Consider the following 16463-nt stretch of genomic DNA (forward strand, 5'->3'; position numbering starts at 1 on the left):
AATTTTTAACAAGGCTTAACACCTTGTGTGTAGAATTTTATTTTGATAATGGCTACATTTATAATGTTCGATTGTGCTGTTTTGCTTTACAGCGGAGCGGTTTTATTGAATTCTACCCGTAAACCTGTTTTTCCACAAAACCCATATCATGATGAATGCTAAATTAAGATGGATGTTCGTGGCTTGCTGCTGCTTTATGATCACAGGGATGTCGGATGGTCAAGAAATAGAAGACAAATCACAAACCAAGTACTACCTAAACGTATCGTCTGAGAAGGATGGCGTAAAAGAGGAAGTTTCCAAGACGTATGACAGTCGCCAGGTGATGGAGGAGGATCCGTTTTTTGAGGACTTGGGCATCGAACTGCCAAAAGGTGAACACCAAAAGCTGGTGCTGGAGACAACCAAGGACGATAAAAAGATCAGCCTTTCTACCATGATGTATCCTACTCATAGGGAAAGAAACGTTTCCTGGATGCATCAGGATGATGATGTGGAAGTAGCCATTATCAAAAATGGTAAATCCATAAAGACCATCAGAAGTACCGCCCCTAGATCCGGGAAGAAAGTTCTCCTTGGCGTGCCGGCTTATCAGAGAGATGTTGATTTCGATACCGGCAGTGGCGCTACCATGTATAAAGGTGATCGCCAAGTTGAAGTTTTTGCATTTGAAAAAGATGAAGACGGCCACATCCAAATGGATCAAGAGGAAGCTCAGGAGACCATTGAGCGGCTCGAAAAACTTATAGAAGCGCTAAAAGCTTCCCAAGATGACAAGGATTGAGCCTGACCAACAGGGATACCAAAACGTAATTTAAGGAAGAGGAAGGCAAGGTCTTCCTTTTTTTGTTGGCTGGCCTTTTCTATCTTTGCCCTCTTATATTTATTAAGGATGTATCATGACAATTGACAACCAACAGTACCAGGTTCAGGGGGTTCCGCTATTGGATATCGCCAGCGAGTATGGCACGCCAGTTTATGTCTATGATGGACAGAAAATTCTGGATCAAGTGGCCACATTGCAAAATGCTTTTTCTTCTGTAAACCTGAAGATAAAATACGCCACGAAGGCCCTTTCCAATATCAACATCCTTAAACTGATGAAAAAGGCAGGTACTGGAGTGGATGCAGTGTCCATAGAGGAGGTGAAGCTGTGTCTTCACGTGGGTTATGAGCCGTCCGAAATCATGTTTACGCCAAACTGCGTGGCTTTTGAAGAAATTCAAGAGGCGGTGGACTTGGGCGTTATGATCAATATTGACAATATCCCCATGCTGGAGCATTTTGGGACGTATTATGGCAATAGCGTGCCCCTTTGTATCCGGCTAAATCCCCATATCCTTGCCGGGGGAAATGCTAAAATTTCCGTGGGACATATCGATAGTAAGTTTGGGATTTCGATCCTTCAGCTAAAGCACGTGCTTAAAATCGTGGAAGTCCATAACCTAAAGGTAGCGGGGCTTCATGTCCACACCGGTTCGGATATCTTGGATGCTGAGGTTTTCTTAAAAGGAGCAGAAATCCTCTTTGATGCAGCTAAAGAATTCAAAGATCTGCAGTTCCTTGATTTTGGAGGCGGCTTTAAAGTGGGCTATAAAGAAGGTGATATCACCACAGATATGGTCGAGGTGGGACGAAAAGTTTCGGCTGCCTTCAAGGAGTTTTGTAAAAACTATGGCCGGGAACTCGAGATCTGGTTTGAGCCAGGGAAGTTTTTGGTCAGCGAGTGCGGATACCTCCTTGTCAATGCCAATGTGGTTAAGTCTACACCGGCTTCAACCTTTATTGGGGTGGACTCTGGCCTTAATCACTTGATTCGTCCCATGATGTATGATGCTTACCATGGTGTGGAAAACATTTCGCGTGTTACCGGACCGGATCGTGTATATACCATTGTGGGGTATATATGTGAAACGGATACCATCGCTGCGGACCGAAAACTCAAGGAGGTCAAAGAGGGAGACGTATTGGCGATCAAGAATGCGGGCGCATATGGATTCAGCATGGCATCCAATTATAACTCAAGGCTTCGTCCAGCTGAGGTATTGGTGCTAGATGGTAAAGCACACTTGATTCGAGCGCGTGAGAGCTTTGAAGATATTTTACGTCATCAAATTGATATAGGGCTATAATTAAGGGTTTTAGGTTTTAATCCCCAATTTTATCACAGATAAAACTTTGAGCATTAGCAGTATATACTTAAATTAGCAAGTAGTAAAACCAAGCACAAGCCCTGGTAGTAATAATTTAAATTCACCAAAGTCCGGAGCCAACTCTCCGGACTTTATTTTTTTAAGAAAGACCAAAGGGAGATCAAGGATCAATCAATATTCCTGGGTGGAGAGATTTTGTTATTTAGGGGAATAATGATTCGCCACGAAGGCTCAAAGGCACAAAGCAATTATTTATGACTTTCCGTGTAGATTACAGCATCTACTTCGTCTCTTGGGTACATTTTTATTTGGCCTGGGTTTTGCCATCGATATAGGCTTAATTCCTGTTATTTTGGATCAAGTCATATTTCTGGGGAGATGAACAAGGATTTACAATGCCTAAGCATCCTATCTGTCTTTATCAGTGTTCATCCGTGGCCAAATAGAAACCAAAAGTAACAAAGAACATATTTACCCATCGATAATAGGCTACCCCCAACTTTTCCGCTTGATCTCTTAAAACTGCACTGGAATTACCCTTCCTTTGGCATCTTTTTGTATCTTTGCTGATTGAATTGGAAACGGAAATTCCCGGTATTATAACCTTATCAAAAAAGGAAAAATCAAAGCAATGAATAAAGAAGTACGCGTTCGTTTTGCCCCATCTCCTACAGGAGCCCTACATATTGGCGGTGTCCGCACGGCCCTATACAATTACCTTTTTGCCAAAAAGAACCAAGGAAAGTTTTTGCTGCGAATAGAGGATACCGACCAGACGCGGTTTGTAAAGGGTGCAGAGGAGTATATCAAGGAGGCATTGGAATGGATCGGTATTACGCCGGACGAAAGTCCTTGGAAGGAAGGCCCCCATGGTCCTTACCGCCAATCTGAGCGAAAGCCACTTTATATGCAATATGCCATGGACTTGGTGGAAAAAGGCCATGCCTATTATGCTTTTGATACCTCAGAAGAACTCGATGCAATGCGGGAGAGATTGACTGCCGCAAGAGTCGTTTCACCTCAGTATAACTCCATCACCAGGACCCAGATGAAAAACTCCCTCACGTTGCCGGAAGATGAGGTGAAGGCCCGTTTGGAATCTGGTGATCCCTATGTGATCCGCCTGAAAGTTCCCAGAAAAGAGGAAATTCGCCTCAATGACATGATCCGTGGCTGGGTCATGGTGCATTCCAACACCTTGGATGATAAAGTGCTGATGAAATCTGATGGAATGCCCACTTACCACCTTGCTAATATCGTGGATGATCACTTGATGGGCATCACCCATGTGATTCGTGGAGAGGAATGGTTGCCATCAGCCCCTATTCACGTGCTATTGTACCGGTATTTGGGTTGGGAAGATACGATGCCGCAGTTTGCCCACCTGCCTTTACTGTTAAAACCTGACGGTAACGGTAAGCTCAGCAAAAGGGATGCGGACAAGAATGGTTTTCCAATTTTCCCGATGGACTGGACGGATCCTCGCACAGGGGATTTCTCCCAAGGATTCAGGCAAGCAGGTTACTTCCCTGATGCCTTTGTAAACTTCCTTGCGTTCTTGGGCTGGAACCCGGGGGACAACCAGGAAATTTTTAGCATGGAAGAGCTGATCAATGCGTTTTCGGTGGAGCGAATAGGTAAATCGGGAACGAAATTTGATATAAACAAGGCAAAATGGTTTAACGAACAGTACCTGAAGGCCAAGTCAAATCACGATCTGGCCCAGTACCTGATTGAAGACCTGAAGCAGGAAGGGATCGAAATCCTTCAAGCCAAAGCTGAGCAAATCGTGGCCATTATGAAGGAAAGGGCAACTTTCCCTTCTGATCTATGGAAAGAAGGCCGCTTCATGTTGATCGCTCCTACGGAATTTGATGAGAAAGTAGCCGCCAAAAAATGGAATGAAGATGTCGTGGCCGTACTTACTGCCTACAGGGATGCTCTGGATAAATTTGAAGGCGAGTTCACCCCTCAAAGTGCCAAAGCCATGCTGGAATCTGCTGCAGAAAGTCAAGAAATCAAACTTGGTAAGGTGATGCAGGCGGTGCGCTTGGCCGTTACCGGCGTCGGTGCCGGCCCGGACTTGATGGAGATTTTTACCATAATTGGTAAGGATGAACTAATCAAAAGGATCGATTTTGCGTTAAATACTTTAGAGGTCAAAGCAAAGTAATTTACGTTAGCGCCATTTGCGTAGCTTTTGATCGTGATAGATACCTAAAAATGGCTGTACAAACAGAAAGGATGCGTCATGGCTAAAAAAAATAAAAAAGAAGAAAACCCCAAAGTCAATCCCGAGCTGGATGGCTTCAAAATGAATATTGATTCATTCGGGGAAATATCAAGCTCTTTTCCCATTGATAAAATCAATGAGTTTCTGAACAAAAATGTAGAGGACAAGAAGCTTAAGGACAGGGATGACCTGGACGAGATCAAAAATGACAAAAAAAAATAGTCCGCTTCGGTGGACTATTTTTTTCCTTTTTTTAATTTAATTCGCCAAATAAGCCGTTTAATTATATCCTGTTGAAATCCACCGTCACCTCTTTGCATAAATTTATCCTTCTCTGCCTACTGCTGGCTGGCACCACTACCATGGCCCAGGCCCAGCTGAGTGTGGGTTTTCGTGGAGGGCTTTCTTACTCTGGCATGTCTTATCGCCCCACAGTGGCCATTCCAAAGCAGAAAGTACATGGGGTCAAAAGCAAACCGGTGTATGGTATTGCCATTGAGCACTACTTTAAGGATCATGCTGGCGTGGAGCTTGATATCCAATACCTGACCACAGGCTATGTCGAGTACAACGAGGACGAGACCATGTCCAATGAGACAGAATTGGATTACCTGAAAATTCCATTTCTCTCCAATTTCTACTTTGGCCGTTCAGGGAGGTTTCACATTAAAATGGGACCGCATTTTGGTTATTTGCTTAATGCTACGGATGTCCGAAGAGAGTTTGAAACAACAAATACAGAAGTCCCCATCTTGCCTACTTACGGGCAGCCGGGTGACGACCCCAAGAAATTTATGTATGGGCTTACCGCTGGAGCAGGTATTTCGAAGGTCTTCGGTAAAAGCACCATTGTCGCTGAAGTAAGGGCTTCTTATGAATTGGGACGGCCTGAAAGCCAAGACCGTATTTTTGACATGGAAGTCACCAATTTGGAATTTACCGTTTCCTACCTGTTTCAGGTAATGGAGCGAAAGTAAAGGCTGAGGTATCCCGCAACATGATAGATACACGTGGTATGCGGAGGTTTCTCTGCAATGACCTGCATGGCTTTGATGTCGTTTAAAGGCCTGTTTCAGGTCAAATCATGGATTATCAAGACGGAGTTTACCGAAGTGCTGCGCTAGGGTGATAAAGACTTTCAGCCTTCGGTTCCAGCATGAAGTCAAACCTAGGTTACAGCATTTACTTGGTGCCTTTGTGGCCTTTTTAATTATCCGTGTTGCTACCGTGAAGCAAACTGCTAGCCACCAACTTCCCTCTTGATCCCAAATCATCCCTAATCCATTCCTGGTAGTTTTACCTTAGCATAAGCAATGCGGTCATCACTTTCCTGCTGTGCCAGTTTTACGTAAAATCCATTTGGCGTAAAAAATCCCAAGGTTGAAAATTCATTTGTGGAAAATGTCAGCTCAGCGGTTTTGGTGAGGTTTTCATCCAAGACAATGAAACTGTAGTTTTCGATTTCCCGCTCCTGATCTACATTTAGTTTAGCCGTTCTTACCAGTAGTTGGTGCCATGGGCTGTACTGCAGCGTACCATATTGGCTGGATGCGGGGTTAGGATTGAACACGATGTATTCACCGCTTTTCTCCGTGGTACCCCGTAAAAATTCCATCGGCTCCTTGCTTCCGGCATCTATCCAAGTCCTTTTTCCATCTTTTATGCGGAGCAGCTTTTCATCTGCTGCAAATGAGATGTAATGTTCCCCTTTGCTTTCGGCATATGCATGGGAATAGTGACAAAATTCGGAATCATCTAAAAAGGCTTTGTATTTTTCTGGAAACGTAAAATTCACGTAGCGATCGGATCCCGTCTCCAAATCATACTCCATCAGCCAGTTTGAATATTCCAGCATGGGTGATTTCAGCACAAAAGGGACATCTGTAAGCAGGACCTTGTTTGCATTTAAGTAGATCGGATTATGCACAAAGGTAGCATAATGGGAACTGCCCCTGACGGTATTTTCATGGGCGGGCAGGTCGTGTCTGCTGTGTACCGTCCCTTTATGGTCGGCGATGATCAGTTGTTTGCCACCGGATATGAACACCATGCTGTCTTTGCTGATCAAACTGCCCGAAATAAAGCTGCCAATGCCGTTCGGACCTTCCTCTTCGTAGCGTTGGGTAGACACCAAGTTCCCCGTGCCAAGGTCATATGTCAAAAGCCTACGCCCATTAAACTGACAAAGCATAGGCTTTCCAGCTTCTTCCAGATAAGTAAAATCAGTTCCTAACCACTGTGTATGGATATCCTTTTCGAGCCATAAAGTATCCTGTACCAATGTGGCCATCGGTTTGGCGGTAAATGCACTTTGATGGTCTGAGCTATGATTGCAGCTGAAAAGAAGCCCGGCAAGCAAGCAATGGAGGATAATACATCTAGGATAGAAACTGCGCATGGTGAAATTTTTCTAAATGTTCTAAAATCTACTAAAAATATAGTCGCGTGACAATATCTGGAAGCATTTACCTTCTTCCACAGCACAAAAAAAGCCATCCGCCGCGGCGGATGGCTGTCGTTATATTCAAGACTTACTTTTTTCCAGTTTTCTTAATCTTCTCCAAGAAATGGGTAACGATAATCCGTCGGGGTGACGAAGGTTTCCTTGATGGTCCTTGGAGATACCCAGCGCAGCATGTTGATCATGGCTCCAGCCTTGTCGTTGGTGCCCGATTTTCTCGCACCACCAAACGGCTGCTGACCAACCACCGCTCCGGTAGGTTTGTCGTTGATATAGAAGTTGCCGGCGGCATTTCTGAGCTTCTGAGTAGCCAGTTGTGCTGCGTAGCGATCGTGTGAGAAGATGGCACCGGTCAATCCATACGGAGAAGTTTGGTCTACCAGCTCAAGTGCTTCCTCAAAGTGATCTTCTTGGTAGACATAAATGGTCAACACTGGGCCAAAGATTTCTTCACACATGGTCGTGTACATCGGGTCTTTGGTCAGCAGTACGGTGGGCTCTACGAAATAGCCCTTTGACTTGTCGTAATGACCACCGGCCACCACTTCCAATCCATCTGATTTAGCCGTGTCGATGTATTTGGCGATTTTATCAAAGGACTTCTCATCAATCACGGCGTTGATGAAGTTGCTGAAATCCTCAGGGCCGCCCATTTTAATGGAAGCCAAATCTTCCTGCATGTATTTTTTGACGTCTTCCCAAAGATTGGAAGGAATGTAGGCCCTTGATGCGGCTGAGCATTTTTGGCCTTGGAATTCGAATGCACCACGAACCAGGCCAGTGGCCAATTGCTTGGCGTCAGCAGACTTGTGTGCGATGACAAAGTCCTTACCACCCGTTTCGCCTACGATGCGCGGGTAGGATTTATATTTTTCGATGTTGTTGCCAATGGTTTTCCAAATGGTTTGGAAGACTGCTGTCGATCCTGTGAAGTGGATGCCCGCAAACTCAGGATGCTCAAAAATCACTTCCCCTGCAGCTGGTCCATCCACATAGACCAAGTTAATGACGCCATCAGGAACACCCGCTTCCCGGAATACCTGCATCAGCAAATTTGCGGTATAGATCTGGGTGTATGCCGGCTTCCAGACCACGGTATTGCCCATCATGGCCGGTGCTGTAGGCAAGTTGCCCGCAATGGCCGTAAAGTTAAATGGGGTCAGGGCGAAGACAAAACCTTCCAATGGCCGTTGCTCCAGCCTGTTCCAAACACCATCTCCAGAAATAGGAGGCTGTTGTTTGTAAATTTCGGTCATATACTTCACGTTGAACCGCAGAAAATCCACAATTTCACACGCCGAGTCAATTTCCGCTTGAAAGGCATTTTTAGACTGTCCCAACATGGTCGCTGCATTCATCTTATAGCGATAAGGACCAGCGATCAAGTCAGCAGCTTTTAGAAAAATTGCGGCACGTTGTTCCCACTCCATGGTTTCCCAAGCTTCTTTGGCGCCTAAAGCGGCATTGATAGCCTGTTCTACATGGGATTTGTCGCCTTCATGAAAATGCCCAAGAAGATGCTGATGGTCATGAGGAGGCGACAGTGGAATTTTATTCCCTGTTCTTACTTCTTCACTTCCAATATACATCGGAACATCCACTTCCTTGGAGCGGGCCTCTTGAAGGGCTGCTTGCAGCTTGGCTCGTGCTGGAGTTCCTGGTGCATAATCAAAAACCGGTTCGTTCTTTGGTTCCGGAACATTAAAAAAACCTTTTAGCATAATAATTTGAGTTTTATATATTCTGTGTGAAACAAATATAGGAATATACCCTAAAATTCCATGCCAAAGTAGTCCTTTGGCGGGATTATAGTATCTTTTTCAATTCCTCTAAATCACTAATGGTATACGTGGCTATGGGTGTATGGTTTAGCTGAAAGGGATCAAAAAAGACTTGGTCAATGGATGCGTTTCTGGCACCTTCTATATCAGAGACCGGGTTATCCCCGATCATTAGGCATTCTTCAGGTGATGTGCCCAGTTGGTTCATGGTATATTCAAATATCCGTTTGTCGGGCTTTTTATGACCGGTGGTTTCTGAGGTGACCACCAATTTAAAATACGGTTTTATACCGGAAGAAGTCATTTTTAACGCTTGACTTTCGTTAAAGCCATTCGTAATGATGTGGAGCTCGTATTTTGGGTGAAGGTAGTCCAGGATTTCTTTGGAATACCGAAACAAGTGCGGTTTCGAGGAGGTACGTTTCATGAAATCTTCTTCCATGGCTTCAGGAACGGGCACGTCACGCGCGCCAAACTGATCGAAAATTCGCCTAAACCGTTCTTTCCTCAGCGTGATCTTATCCATGGTACCCATGTTGTAGTGGTCCCACAGGCCATTGTTGACTTGGAGAAAGGTCTTATAAAAGTCCTGATTGGAAGTGACCCCAAAATCCGCCAAGGCGTAGATTTCGTATAACTCGGAAAGGGATTCTTGTACGTTTCGGTCATAATCCCATAACGTATGATCCAGGTCAAAAAAGAGATGTTTGTATTTTTTCAAAACGATGAATTATTTACCGGTAAGGGTGATTTTCAATTTTATTTATGGCAAGTTCTCGATTGGAACGGAGTATTTCATAAATCTCCTGATCCCGTAAAAGGTTTACATCTTTTTCGATAAACTTAAAAATCTGGTTGATGATATCGATCGCTTCATCCAGGATGTAATAAAAAGTCCACTGGTCGATACGCTTGCTGCTCACCAACCCTGCATTTTTCAGGTAGGCGAGATGCCGGCTAGTTTTGGTTTGGGTGAAATCTAGGATATGTTCCAAATCAGAAATGCACATTTCTTTGTTTTGGATCAGAAGATGGATAATCCTGACCCGCGGCTCTTCAGAAAGTGCCTTAAAAACCCGCATTCCGTAATTTAAGCTGATGTTTTTGAGTCGCATTTAAAAACTTTTAACGAAGAAACCTCCATGAAATTAAGAAAAAGCAGTGAAAATAACGTATTATAGCAGTTGAATTAAGAGAGGTAAGGCAAACTATTTTAACCTCTCGTCGTTTCTTTTAAAAAAGAGGGGTTTTGAAAATTTCATTTACATATTTAGGTTGCTTTTTATCTTTAGTACTGGTGGTTTTGTTTACGACGAATTCCCAAGCACAAGACACCCAGGAAAGAAAGGTGGTACAGCTGTCGGGCATTATCCTAAATGCAGACAGTACAAGTGCTGTATCTGGCGTGAATGTGTATGTGCCCCGGAAAGGCCGGGGAACCAGCTCCAACCAATTCGGTTATTTTTCTATGCCGGTAGCTGAAGGAGACAGTGTGGTGTTCAGCTTTGTGGGGTTGAAAAACCAAACCTTTAACGTTCCCATGAAGGTAGAGGAAGATAAACTCAGCCTGATCCTTACCATGGCCCAGGATGAGATCGCCCTTGGAGAAGTCGAGGTGATGCCATACCCGACGGAAGAAGAGTTTAAACAGGCGGTATTGGCGATGAATGTGGAGGAAATTCCGCTGGACAGGGGTAACCTAAGTCCTCAAATGCTCCTTCGATGGGCTGAGCAGATGCCTGCTTCTGCCAATGAAAATTTCCGAACCTTCCAAAGTGGTCAAATGCAACAGCTTCAGGATCGCTATGGCCCAAGATCATTCCCATTGCTTAATCCTTTTGCGTGGGCAGAATTTATCAAATCCATTAAGCGCGGCGACTTGAGAAATGACGATTAAAGTCAGGTCAGTTGTCATCGAGACAGCTTAACCCGTGAAAGCCATCCACGATCATAGGCTTCGCGCATTTTAAAAACATGGCCACCATTGGTCATTCCAACGGAACTTAACTTTACGTGTGATACCCATTAGGGCACAGGTTTTACCTGCACCTCCTACTTACCCCTGCACCAACGGCGGATAAATAACGGATCAATCGGAAAAGTTGGCCAGCCTATTTCGATGGCCAACCTAACTCCTTGCTACCGGTGGGCTCTGTTTGGCCACGAATGAATGCCGATAAACACAGATGGGATGTTTAAGGTATTGCAAATCCGTGTTCATCCTTTTATCCATGGCTTAAATGACTACTTTACCCCGGTTTATGCACCCATCCGGCCCATAGAGGAGACGCCTTCTTTTTTGGGAATCAGCCCTCAGAAATATTATTTTTTTAATTTCTGTGACATTTTTTGATCTGCTGCGAATAATAGAATACAGGAAAGGGAAATCAGAACCTGAAGAAATGCCTAAAACACAAGAAAAGGAATTTGAGCGTTACCTTAAAAAATACGAGGCTTTGATCATCAAGGTGGCTCGAGTTTACAGCCATGGTGCGGAAAACCAAAAGGACCTGATCCAAGAGATTGTCCTACAGCTTTGGAGGGCTTTTCCCAAATATTCGGCAGATCGTGGGGTGAGCACTTGGACCTATCGGATAGCACTCAATGTATCCATTTCCTACTTGCGGAAAGAAAGCTCGAGACGAAGGAGAGAAGAAGAATATTCTCAAAATCAGTCGCGTCAAACCGATAATTGTGACCCCATAGATGATCGGCTGAAAATCCTTTATCGCTTTATCCATACCCTGAATGCTACCGATAAAGCGCTCATGTTGTTGTTTTTAGAAGGATGTAAGAACAAAGAAATCGCCAAGATCATGGGAGTGACGCCCGGCGTGGTGTCAACCAAAATTTATAGGATTAAGGCGCAATTAAAAGTGTATTTTGAATCAATAGAGAGTAATTGATATGGAATTTAAAGAAATAAGTGATTTGTGGAAAAATGCTCCTGATCGGCCAGGATCTTTGGAAGTAGTGAATAGGCTATTGCTGGAAGAAGTAACCAGCCAAAAGATACGATCCGGATTGGTAGAAGGAAAGCTTTCCACTTTTATTGAGCTTGGGTTGGATATTATTTGGTTGGGATTTTTGGGACGGTTTTTAGGAGAACACTTGGAAATGACCCAATTCATGGTACCTGCCATCATCCTTTTACTAGGGACAGTATTTAGCCTTGGCTTGGTAAGTTATCGGTTATGGTTGTTTTATAGCGCGCATCATGAAGATGCCATTAGGGATGCCCAACTGAAAGTAGCTCGTTTGCAATACTTGGAAGAGCTAGAAATCAAATTATTATGGATTATGATTCCATTGTATACGGTTCCTTTTTTGATTGTGTTGGCCAAAGGCTTTTTGGATTTGGATTTGTATCAGTGGAGTGGTTTCCTTTGGCAAATTTCCGCGGGAAGTATAGTGGTGGCTGCAATAATGGTGGTTATCCTCAGGCGCAATCCCTCCAAAAAATTGAAAGAGGCTAGAGATTTTTTGGATGAGCTGGAAAATATGGTTTAATCTTTCTGCTTTATCCAATTGGAGTTCTTTTTCCGGGGAATGGCCATTTGCTTAATGCAAAACCACGAATAACGAGAAATACCACACGTCCAAAAGTTACCAAATGGATGCTATAATCAATATTTATATTGGATTTGCCTGCCACAATGGCTGACAATGGCCATTCCGTTTACAAGCCGTAAAATAAAAGGCTGTATTCTAAATAACTAGTTTAGAATACAGCCTTTCCATTTGTAGATGAATAGGTTTAGCGCTTACAGCTCAGGGAGGACCCAGTTTTCAAGGACACTGGGTTGTGCCATCATGGCTTCTACCTCCTTGCTGGTTCTGGGGGCATCGGCGGATAAGTTTTCGAATCCATTTTCAGTAATGACCACATCATCTTCAATGCGGACAGCGATGTTCCACCATTTTGGATCACAGTCACTTCCTTCAGGGATATAGATGCCCGGCTCTACGGTGAGGACCATTCCCTTTTCCAGTGGGCCGTATGCTCCTCGGTCATGCACATCAAGTCCAAGGTGGTGGCTTGTCCCGTGAGGGAAATAGCGGTGCCGTTGTCCGCGAATGATGATGCCCAGTTCTTCTAATCCTTCGTTGATGACCCTTTTGGCAATTTGGCTGATTTCACCAAATTCCACTCCAGGTTTACAGGCCTGCATGGCAGCTTCTTGGGCCTTGTAGACCAAGTCGTAGATGGCTTTTTCTTCAGGGGTAAAAGTTCCTGAAATAGGAATCGTCCTGGTCACGTCAGCGGTATAGCCTCTCCATTCAGCTCCCAGGTCCATCAGCATTAGGCGTTTGTCGGGATCCCGGAGGTCATTGGAAATATAGTGCAGGATGCAGCCGTTTTTCCCCGCTCCGACGATAGAAGGGTAGCCGATATTTTCTGCTCCGTATCGTTTGTATACAAATTCATGGATGCCCTGCACTTCGCGCTCGGACATGCCAGGTTTCAATGCTTTCATAACTTCGATTTGCCCAATGGCCGAAATGCGAATGGCTTTTTTGAGCATGCCAATTTCCTCGGTGGTCTTGACCCCACGGAGCTTGGTCATCATCTCCGGCAATGCAGCGATGTTCAGCTTTTGGAAAGGAATCTTTTGGGCCACGGCCATCCTTTTTTCAGGCGTATCAGCATTGGCAAATTCCATGAGGACTTCGTCGTTTTCCACTTCAGGGTAATATTTACGATACCTGCCAATGACCTGTGCGACATTCGCTGAATTCTCTTGATCCGTGGCACGGATAAGTTCATATATCTTACTGGTAACGGCAGACATTTCTTCGGGGTAGGCCGTCGCTGTTTTGAACTGCTCGCGCATTTCAAGCATGGCTTTGTTTGCACTGCTTTCTTCGATGTCCTCAGAAAGGCTGAAGGTGAGGATTTTATCAAATTGGTCAAATTTTACGGTTGGATTGGTTCCGAAATCCTCGTTTAGGTAAACCGCTTCGAAGCCGAGTTTGTCCTGTACGCCGGCTATTCCCAGTCGCTTACCGTTCCACATCTCTGCATTTTCATCGCGGGGCTGCACATAGATGATCTCGTCGGTCATTTCACCTGCTATTTCTTGCGCTTCGCTAAAAATCACCAGGGCAGCGTTGGGTTCCCGGTATCCTGTCAGGTAAAAGAAGTCGGTATTGGGATGGTAAATAAAATCAACGTCATTTGATCGGTTTTTAACGGGGTTGGTGAAGATGATTGCTACGGAGTTTGCAGGCAATAGCTCCCTCAGGGCAGCCCTTCTTTCTCGGTGAAATTCTTGATCCAGTCCATCGTCAAAATAAGATTGGGAAAAGGAAGGGGAAAATGCCATCACGGCAAACAAGAATGTCAGTAGGAATATTGGTGTTTTCATAATAGTAAAATTTCTCCAATATAAAAAAGCACCTTGTAATTCACCATTGATTTTACACGAAGCCCATGTTTCGTTTTTGAAAGTACCATTCCTGTACTAAATAAACCTTTTGTCTATCTTCAGAAGTGGCCAAGAGACTTCACTAAAAGTTTACGTGAAATAAGGGTATAATCGTTAAATTTGTTCGTTACTTATCATCAAAAGAAGTGTTATCTATGAAAAAGATTTTTCTTACCGGCTTGGCCGTCTTAACTGCACTGGCTGGTTTTGCACAGGAATCCAAAAAACCAAAGTTGGTGGTGGGGATTGTGGTGGACCAGATGCGTTACGAATATTTGCATAAATTCAATGATCGATTTACAGATGGCGGTTTTAAGCGCCTGATGAACGATGGGTTTATGATGAAAAATGCTCATTATAATTATATCCCAACGTACACTGGCCCTGGCCACTCCTCGGTATATACCGGAACTACCCCGGCGACCCATGGCATCATCAGCAACAACTGGTATGTGAGGGATTTGGGGAAAATGATTTACTGCGCAGAAGACAGCACCGTCACCAATATAGGAGGAAGCCCAGGGAGCGGAGGGATTTCACCCCGAAATTTGCTGACGACGACCATTACAGATGAATTGAGGCTTTCGACCAATCAGCGTTCCAGGGTGGTAGGCATCGCGATCAAAGATCGCGGCGCAGCATTACCCGCGGGACATTTGGGTGATGCCTATTGGTTTGATAAGGAGACAGGGGAGTTTATGACCTCCACCTATTACAAAGACGAAGTACCCGATTGGCTACGGAAATTCAACAGGAAAAATTTAGCAAAGAAATACCTCTCCAATACATGGAAGCCCCTTTATAAAAGCAATTCCTATATCCAAAGTGTAGCGGATAACAACGACTTTGAGGTTCCTTTTACGGGAATGGAAACGCCTGAATTTCCTTATGATCTTGAAGCACTGATGGAGAAAAATGGAGGAATTGGCCTGATCGCCAGTACACCATATGGTAATGACCTGACCTTGGATATGGCCTATGCTACCTTGGAAGGAGAAGAGTTGGGCAAAGGTGATGAGACTGATTTTTTGGCTGTGAGCTTTTCTTCTACTGATTATGTAGGACACCGATTTGGCCCCTCTTCCATGGAGCTTGAGGATACTTACCTGAGACTCGACCAAGGGTTGGAGAAGTTTTTTGAATATTTGGATAAAGAGTATGGTAAAGGAGAGTACTTGGTGTTCTTGACCGCTGATCATGCCGTGGCCGAGGTGGTTAATTATATGGAAAGCATTAATGTGCCTACAGGCAGTTTTAATTCCCGGTTTGCGCTTACGCAATTGAAAGGATTTACAAGACAGCACTATGGCGAGGGCGATTGGATTCTTAACACCTCCAATGACCAGATTTTCCTTAACAGAGATCTTATTGCTGAGAAGGAAATGAATTTGGACGATGTTCAGGAGGAAATAGCAGAATTTATGCTTCGGTTTGATGGCGTCAAAGAAGCCTATACTGCTTCGGATATGAAGCGACTGGAATATACCCAGGGACGCAAGCATCTCCTACAGATGGGCTTTAACCATAAAGCTTCTGGAGATGTCTTATTGATTCTAGAGCCATCTTGGCTGACCAATTCCTCTAGGGGTACCACGCATGGGACAGGTTATATTTATGATACCCATGTGCCGGTCCTGTTTTATGGATGGAATGTCAAGCCCGGATTCAGTACCCGCTATTGCACCATTACGGATATTGCCCCGACGGTTTCCATGTTACTGGATATACGCATACCCAATGGCGCTACCGGCCAGCCTATCCAAGAAATTACCGAGTGAGCGATTCTCGGAAAACTCAAAACCCCAAGCTGATCAGCTGGGTTTTTTTTTGGATCAAGCAATATTTCTGGGGGGACTAATTTTGACATGGTCTTATGAAATAGAATTTCACAGCGTTAAAACGATGGACTTCCTCCACAGGGCAAACGCCTTAAAACAAATGTTCCTATTTGCATTTATATCTGCCGTTCCTACGGAACTTACCCTTTTGTGTGTAATCATTTTTGGTGCAGGTGACAACCTGCACCTTCTATATGCCCCTCCGCCAAAGGTGGATTAGGCAGGAAGGCCAGTTGCTAGCGCATATTTAGGGTTTAACCTCAACCAAGCCAACCATTATAAATGAGCAGATAGCTGCGACGGCTTGTACGATCCAAATCAACAAATCATTCTTTCAGCCTATTCCGCCATTCGGCACCATAGGCTACCGCGGTTTCCCAGGTACAAATCGGGGCAAAGTGCCAGCGGCACGATAAATTTTGTAACCTGCAGATTCATCTGCAGGAACTTAAGCGCTCTTCAACCTCCCGAAGGAGTGCCAGCGGCACGGATGATAGCTCCTTTACACGAAATTAGTACTAAATGTTTATAACCATCAGGAAAATCGCTTTTAGCCCCTTGAAGTTCT

At 44.5% G+C, this 16463-nt stretch carries 14 protein-coding genes; 9 read left to right on the plus strand and 5 right to left on the minus strand.

All coding sequences use genetic code 11. The features are described 5' to 3' along the window. Positions 1 to 148 precede the first annotated feature (148 nt). The 5 genes from ECHVI_RS06300 (at position 149) to ECHVI_RS06320 (ending at position 5363) form a co-directional block, all read left to right on the plus strand. A complete protein-coding gene (locus ECHVI_RS06300) occupies positions 149 to 784 on the plus strand; it encodes a hypothetical protein (RefSeq protein ID WP_157501253.1) in 636 nt (211 codons plus the stop codon). 115 nt (positions 785 to 899) lie between these two features. After that, positions 900 to 2132 (plus strand): diaminopimelate decarboxylase, encoded by a 1233-nt coding sequence (lysA, locus tag ECHVI_RS06305; RefSeq protein ID WP_015265130.1) that lies wholly within the window; start codon positions 900 to 902, stop codon positions 2130 to 2132. 652 nt (positions 2133 to 2784) lie between these two features. Then, positions 2785 to 4326 carry a glutamate--tRNA ligase gene (gltX, locus tag ECHVI_RS06310; RefSeq protein WP_015265131.1) on the plus strand — a complete coding sequence of 514 codons (1542 nt, stop codon included), beginning with the start codon at positions 2785 to 2787 and terminating at the stop codon, positions 4324 to 4326. A gap of 78 nt (positions 4327 to 4404) precedes the next feature. Next, complete coding sequence (locus ECHVI_RS06315) at positions 4405 to 4608, plus strand: hypothetical protein (protein WP_015265132.1); 204 nt, start codon at positions 4405 to 4407, stop codon at positions 4606 to 4608. 71 nt (positions 4609 to 4679) lie between these two features. Continuing rightward, positions 4680 to 5363, plus strand: coding sequence for a porin family protein (locus ECHVI_RS06320; RefSeq protein ID WP_015265133.1), 684 nt, complete (start codon positions 4680 to 4682; stop codon positions 5361 to 5363). A 299-nt stretch (positions 5364 to 5662) separates the two neighbouring features. On the opposite strand, the gene ECHVI_RS06325 is transcribed toward ECHVI_RS06320, so the two are convergent. From ECHVI_RS06325 to ECHVI_RS06340, 4 genes are all read right to left on the minus strand, one after another. Further along, a complete protein-coding gene (locus ECHVI_RS06325; RefSeq protein ID WP_041738365.1) occupies positions 5663 to 6676 on the minus strand; it encodes a DUF4221 family protein in 1014 nt (337 codons plus the stop codon). Positions 6677 to 6936: 260 nt separating this feature from the next. Beyond that, positions 6937 to 8568, minus strand: a complete 1632-nt coding sequence (gene pruA, locus ECHVI_RS06330; RefSeq protein WP_015265135.1) for an L-glutamate gamma-semialdehyde dehydrogenase — start codon at positions 8566 to 8568, stop codon at positions 6937 to 6939. Between the two features lie 85 nt (positions 8569 to 8653). After that, positions 8654 to 9349 (minus strand): YjjG family noncanonical pyrimidine nucleotidase, encoded by a 696-nt coding sequence (locus ECHVI_RS06335; protein WP_015265136.1) that lies wholly within the window; start codon positions 9347 to 9349, stop codon positions 8654 to 8656. Between the two features lie 13 nt (positions 9350 to 9362). Continuing rightward, entirely contained in the window at positions 9363 to 9743 is a 381-nt protein-coding gene (locus ECHVI_RS06340; RefSeq protein WP_015265137.1) for an ArsR/SmtB family transcription factor, read from the minus strand. 188 nt (positions 9744 to 9931) lie between these two features. On the opposite strand from ECHVI_RS06340, the gene ECHVI_RS06345 reads away from it, so the two are divergent. The 3 genes from ECHVI_RS06345 to ECHVI_RS06360 all read left to right on the plus strand — a co-directional run bounded on the left by ECHVI_RS06345 (position 9932) and on the right by ECHVI_RS06360 (position 12138). Beyond that, positions 9932 to 10525 carry a carboxypeptidase-like regulatory domain-containing protein gene (locus ECHVI_RS06345; RefSeq protein WP_157501256.1) on the plus strand — a complete coding sequence of 198 codons (594 nt, stop codon included), beginning with the start codon at positions 9932 to 9934 and terminating at the stop codon, positions 10523 to 10525. A gap of 505 nt (positions 10526 to 11030) precedes the next feature. Further along, complete coding sequence (locus tag ECHVI_RS06355) at positions 11031 to 11534, plus strand: RNA polymerase sigma factor (RefSeq protein ID WP_041739547.1); 504 nt, start codon at positions 11031 to 11033, stop codon at positions 11532 to 11534. Between the two features lies 1 nt (position 11535). Next, a complete protein-coding gene (locus ECHVI_RS06360) occupies positions 11536 to 12138 on the plus strand; it encodes a hypothetical protein (RefSeq protein WP_015265140.1) in 603 nt (200 codons plus the stop codon). A 254-nt stretch (positions 12139 to 12392) separates the two neighbouring features. Here ECHVI_RS06360 and ECHVI_RS06365 read toward each other — a convergent pair whose 3' ends face one another. Then, positions 12393 to 13997, minus strand: coding sequence for an aminopeptidase P N-terminal domain-containing protein (locus ECHVI_RS06365; RefSeq protein WP_015265141.1), 1605 nt, complete (start codon positions 13995 to 13997; stop codon positions 12393 to 12395). Positions 13998 to 14212: 215 nt separating this feature from the next. Between ECHVI_RS06365 and pafA the strand changes: the two genes are divergently transcribed. Continuing rightward, entirely contained in the window at positions 14213 to 15835 is a 1623-nt protein-coding gene (pafA, locus tag ECHVI_RS06370; RefSeq protein WP_015265142.1) for an alkaline phosphatase PafA, read from the plus strand. Positions 15836 to 16463: the final 628 nt, after the last annotated feature.

Source organism: Echinicola vietnamensis DSM 17526 (assembly GCF_000325705.1).
Taxonomy (GTDB): domain Bacteria; phylum Bacteroidota; class Bacteroidia; order Cytophagales; family Cyclobacteriaceae; genus Echinicola; species Echinicola vietnamensis.

Bases quoted from the DNA above. Each gene is read 5' to 3' on its own strand.
- ECHVI_RS06355 (WP_041739547.1), top strand. From the start codon at position 11,031: ATGCCTAAAACACAAGAAAAGGAATTTGAGCGTTACCTTAAAAAATAC.
- gltX (WP_015265131.1), top strand. From the start codon at position 2,785: ATGAATAAAGAAGTACGCGTTCGTTTTGCCCCATCTCCTACAGGAGCC.
- lysA (WP_015265130.1), top strand. From the start codon at position 900: ATGACAATTGACAACCAACAGTACCAGGTTCAGGGGGTTCCGCTATTG.
- ECHVI_RS06315 (WP_015265132.1), top strand. From the start codon at position 4,405: ATGGCTAAAAAAAATAAAAAAGAAGAAAACCCCAAAGTCAATCCCGAG.
- pruA (WP_015265135.1), bottom strand. From the start codon at position 8,568: ATGCTAAAAGGTTTTTTTAATGTTCCGGAACCAAAGAACGAACCGGTT.
- ECHVI_RS06325 (WP_041738365.1), bottom strand. From the start codon at position 6,676: ATGGCCACATTGGTACAGGATACTTTATGGCTCGAAAAGGATATCCAT.
- ECHVI_RS06340 (WP_015265137.1), bottom strand. From the start codon at position 9,743: ATGCGACTCAAAAACATCAGCTTAAATTACGGAATGCGGGTTTTTAAG.
- ECHVI_RS06360 (WP_015265140.1), top strand. From the start codon at position 11,536: ATGGAATTTAAAGAAATAAGTGATTTGTGGAAAAATGCTCCTGATCGG.
- pafA (WP_015265142.1), top strand. From the start codon at position 14,213: ATGAAAAAGATTTTTCTTACCGGCTTGGCCGTCTTAACTGCACTGGCT.
- ECHVI_RS06365 (WP_015265141.1), bottom strand. From the start codon at position 13,997: ATGAAAACACCAATATTCCTACTGACATTCTTGTTTGCCGTGATGGCA.
- ECHVI_RS06300 (WP_157501253.1), top strand. From the start codon at position 149: ATGATGAATGCTAAATTAAGATGGATGTTCGTGGCTTGCTGCTGCTTT.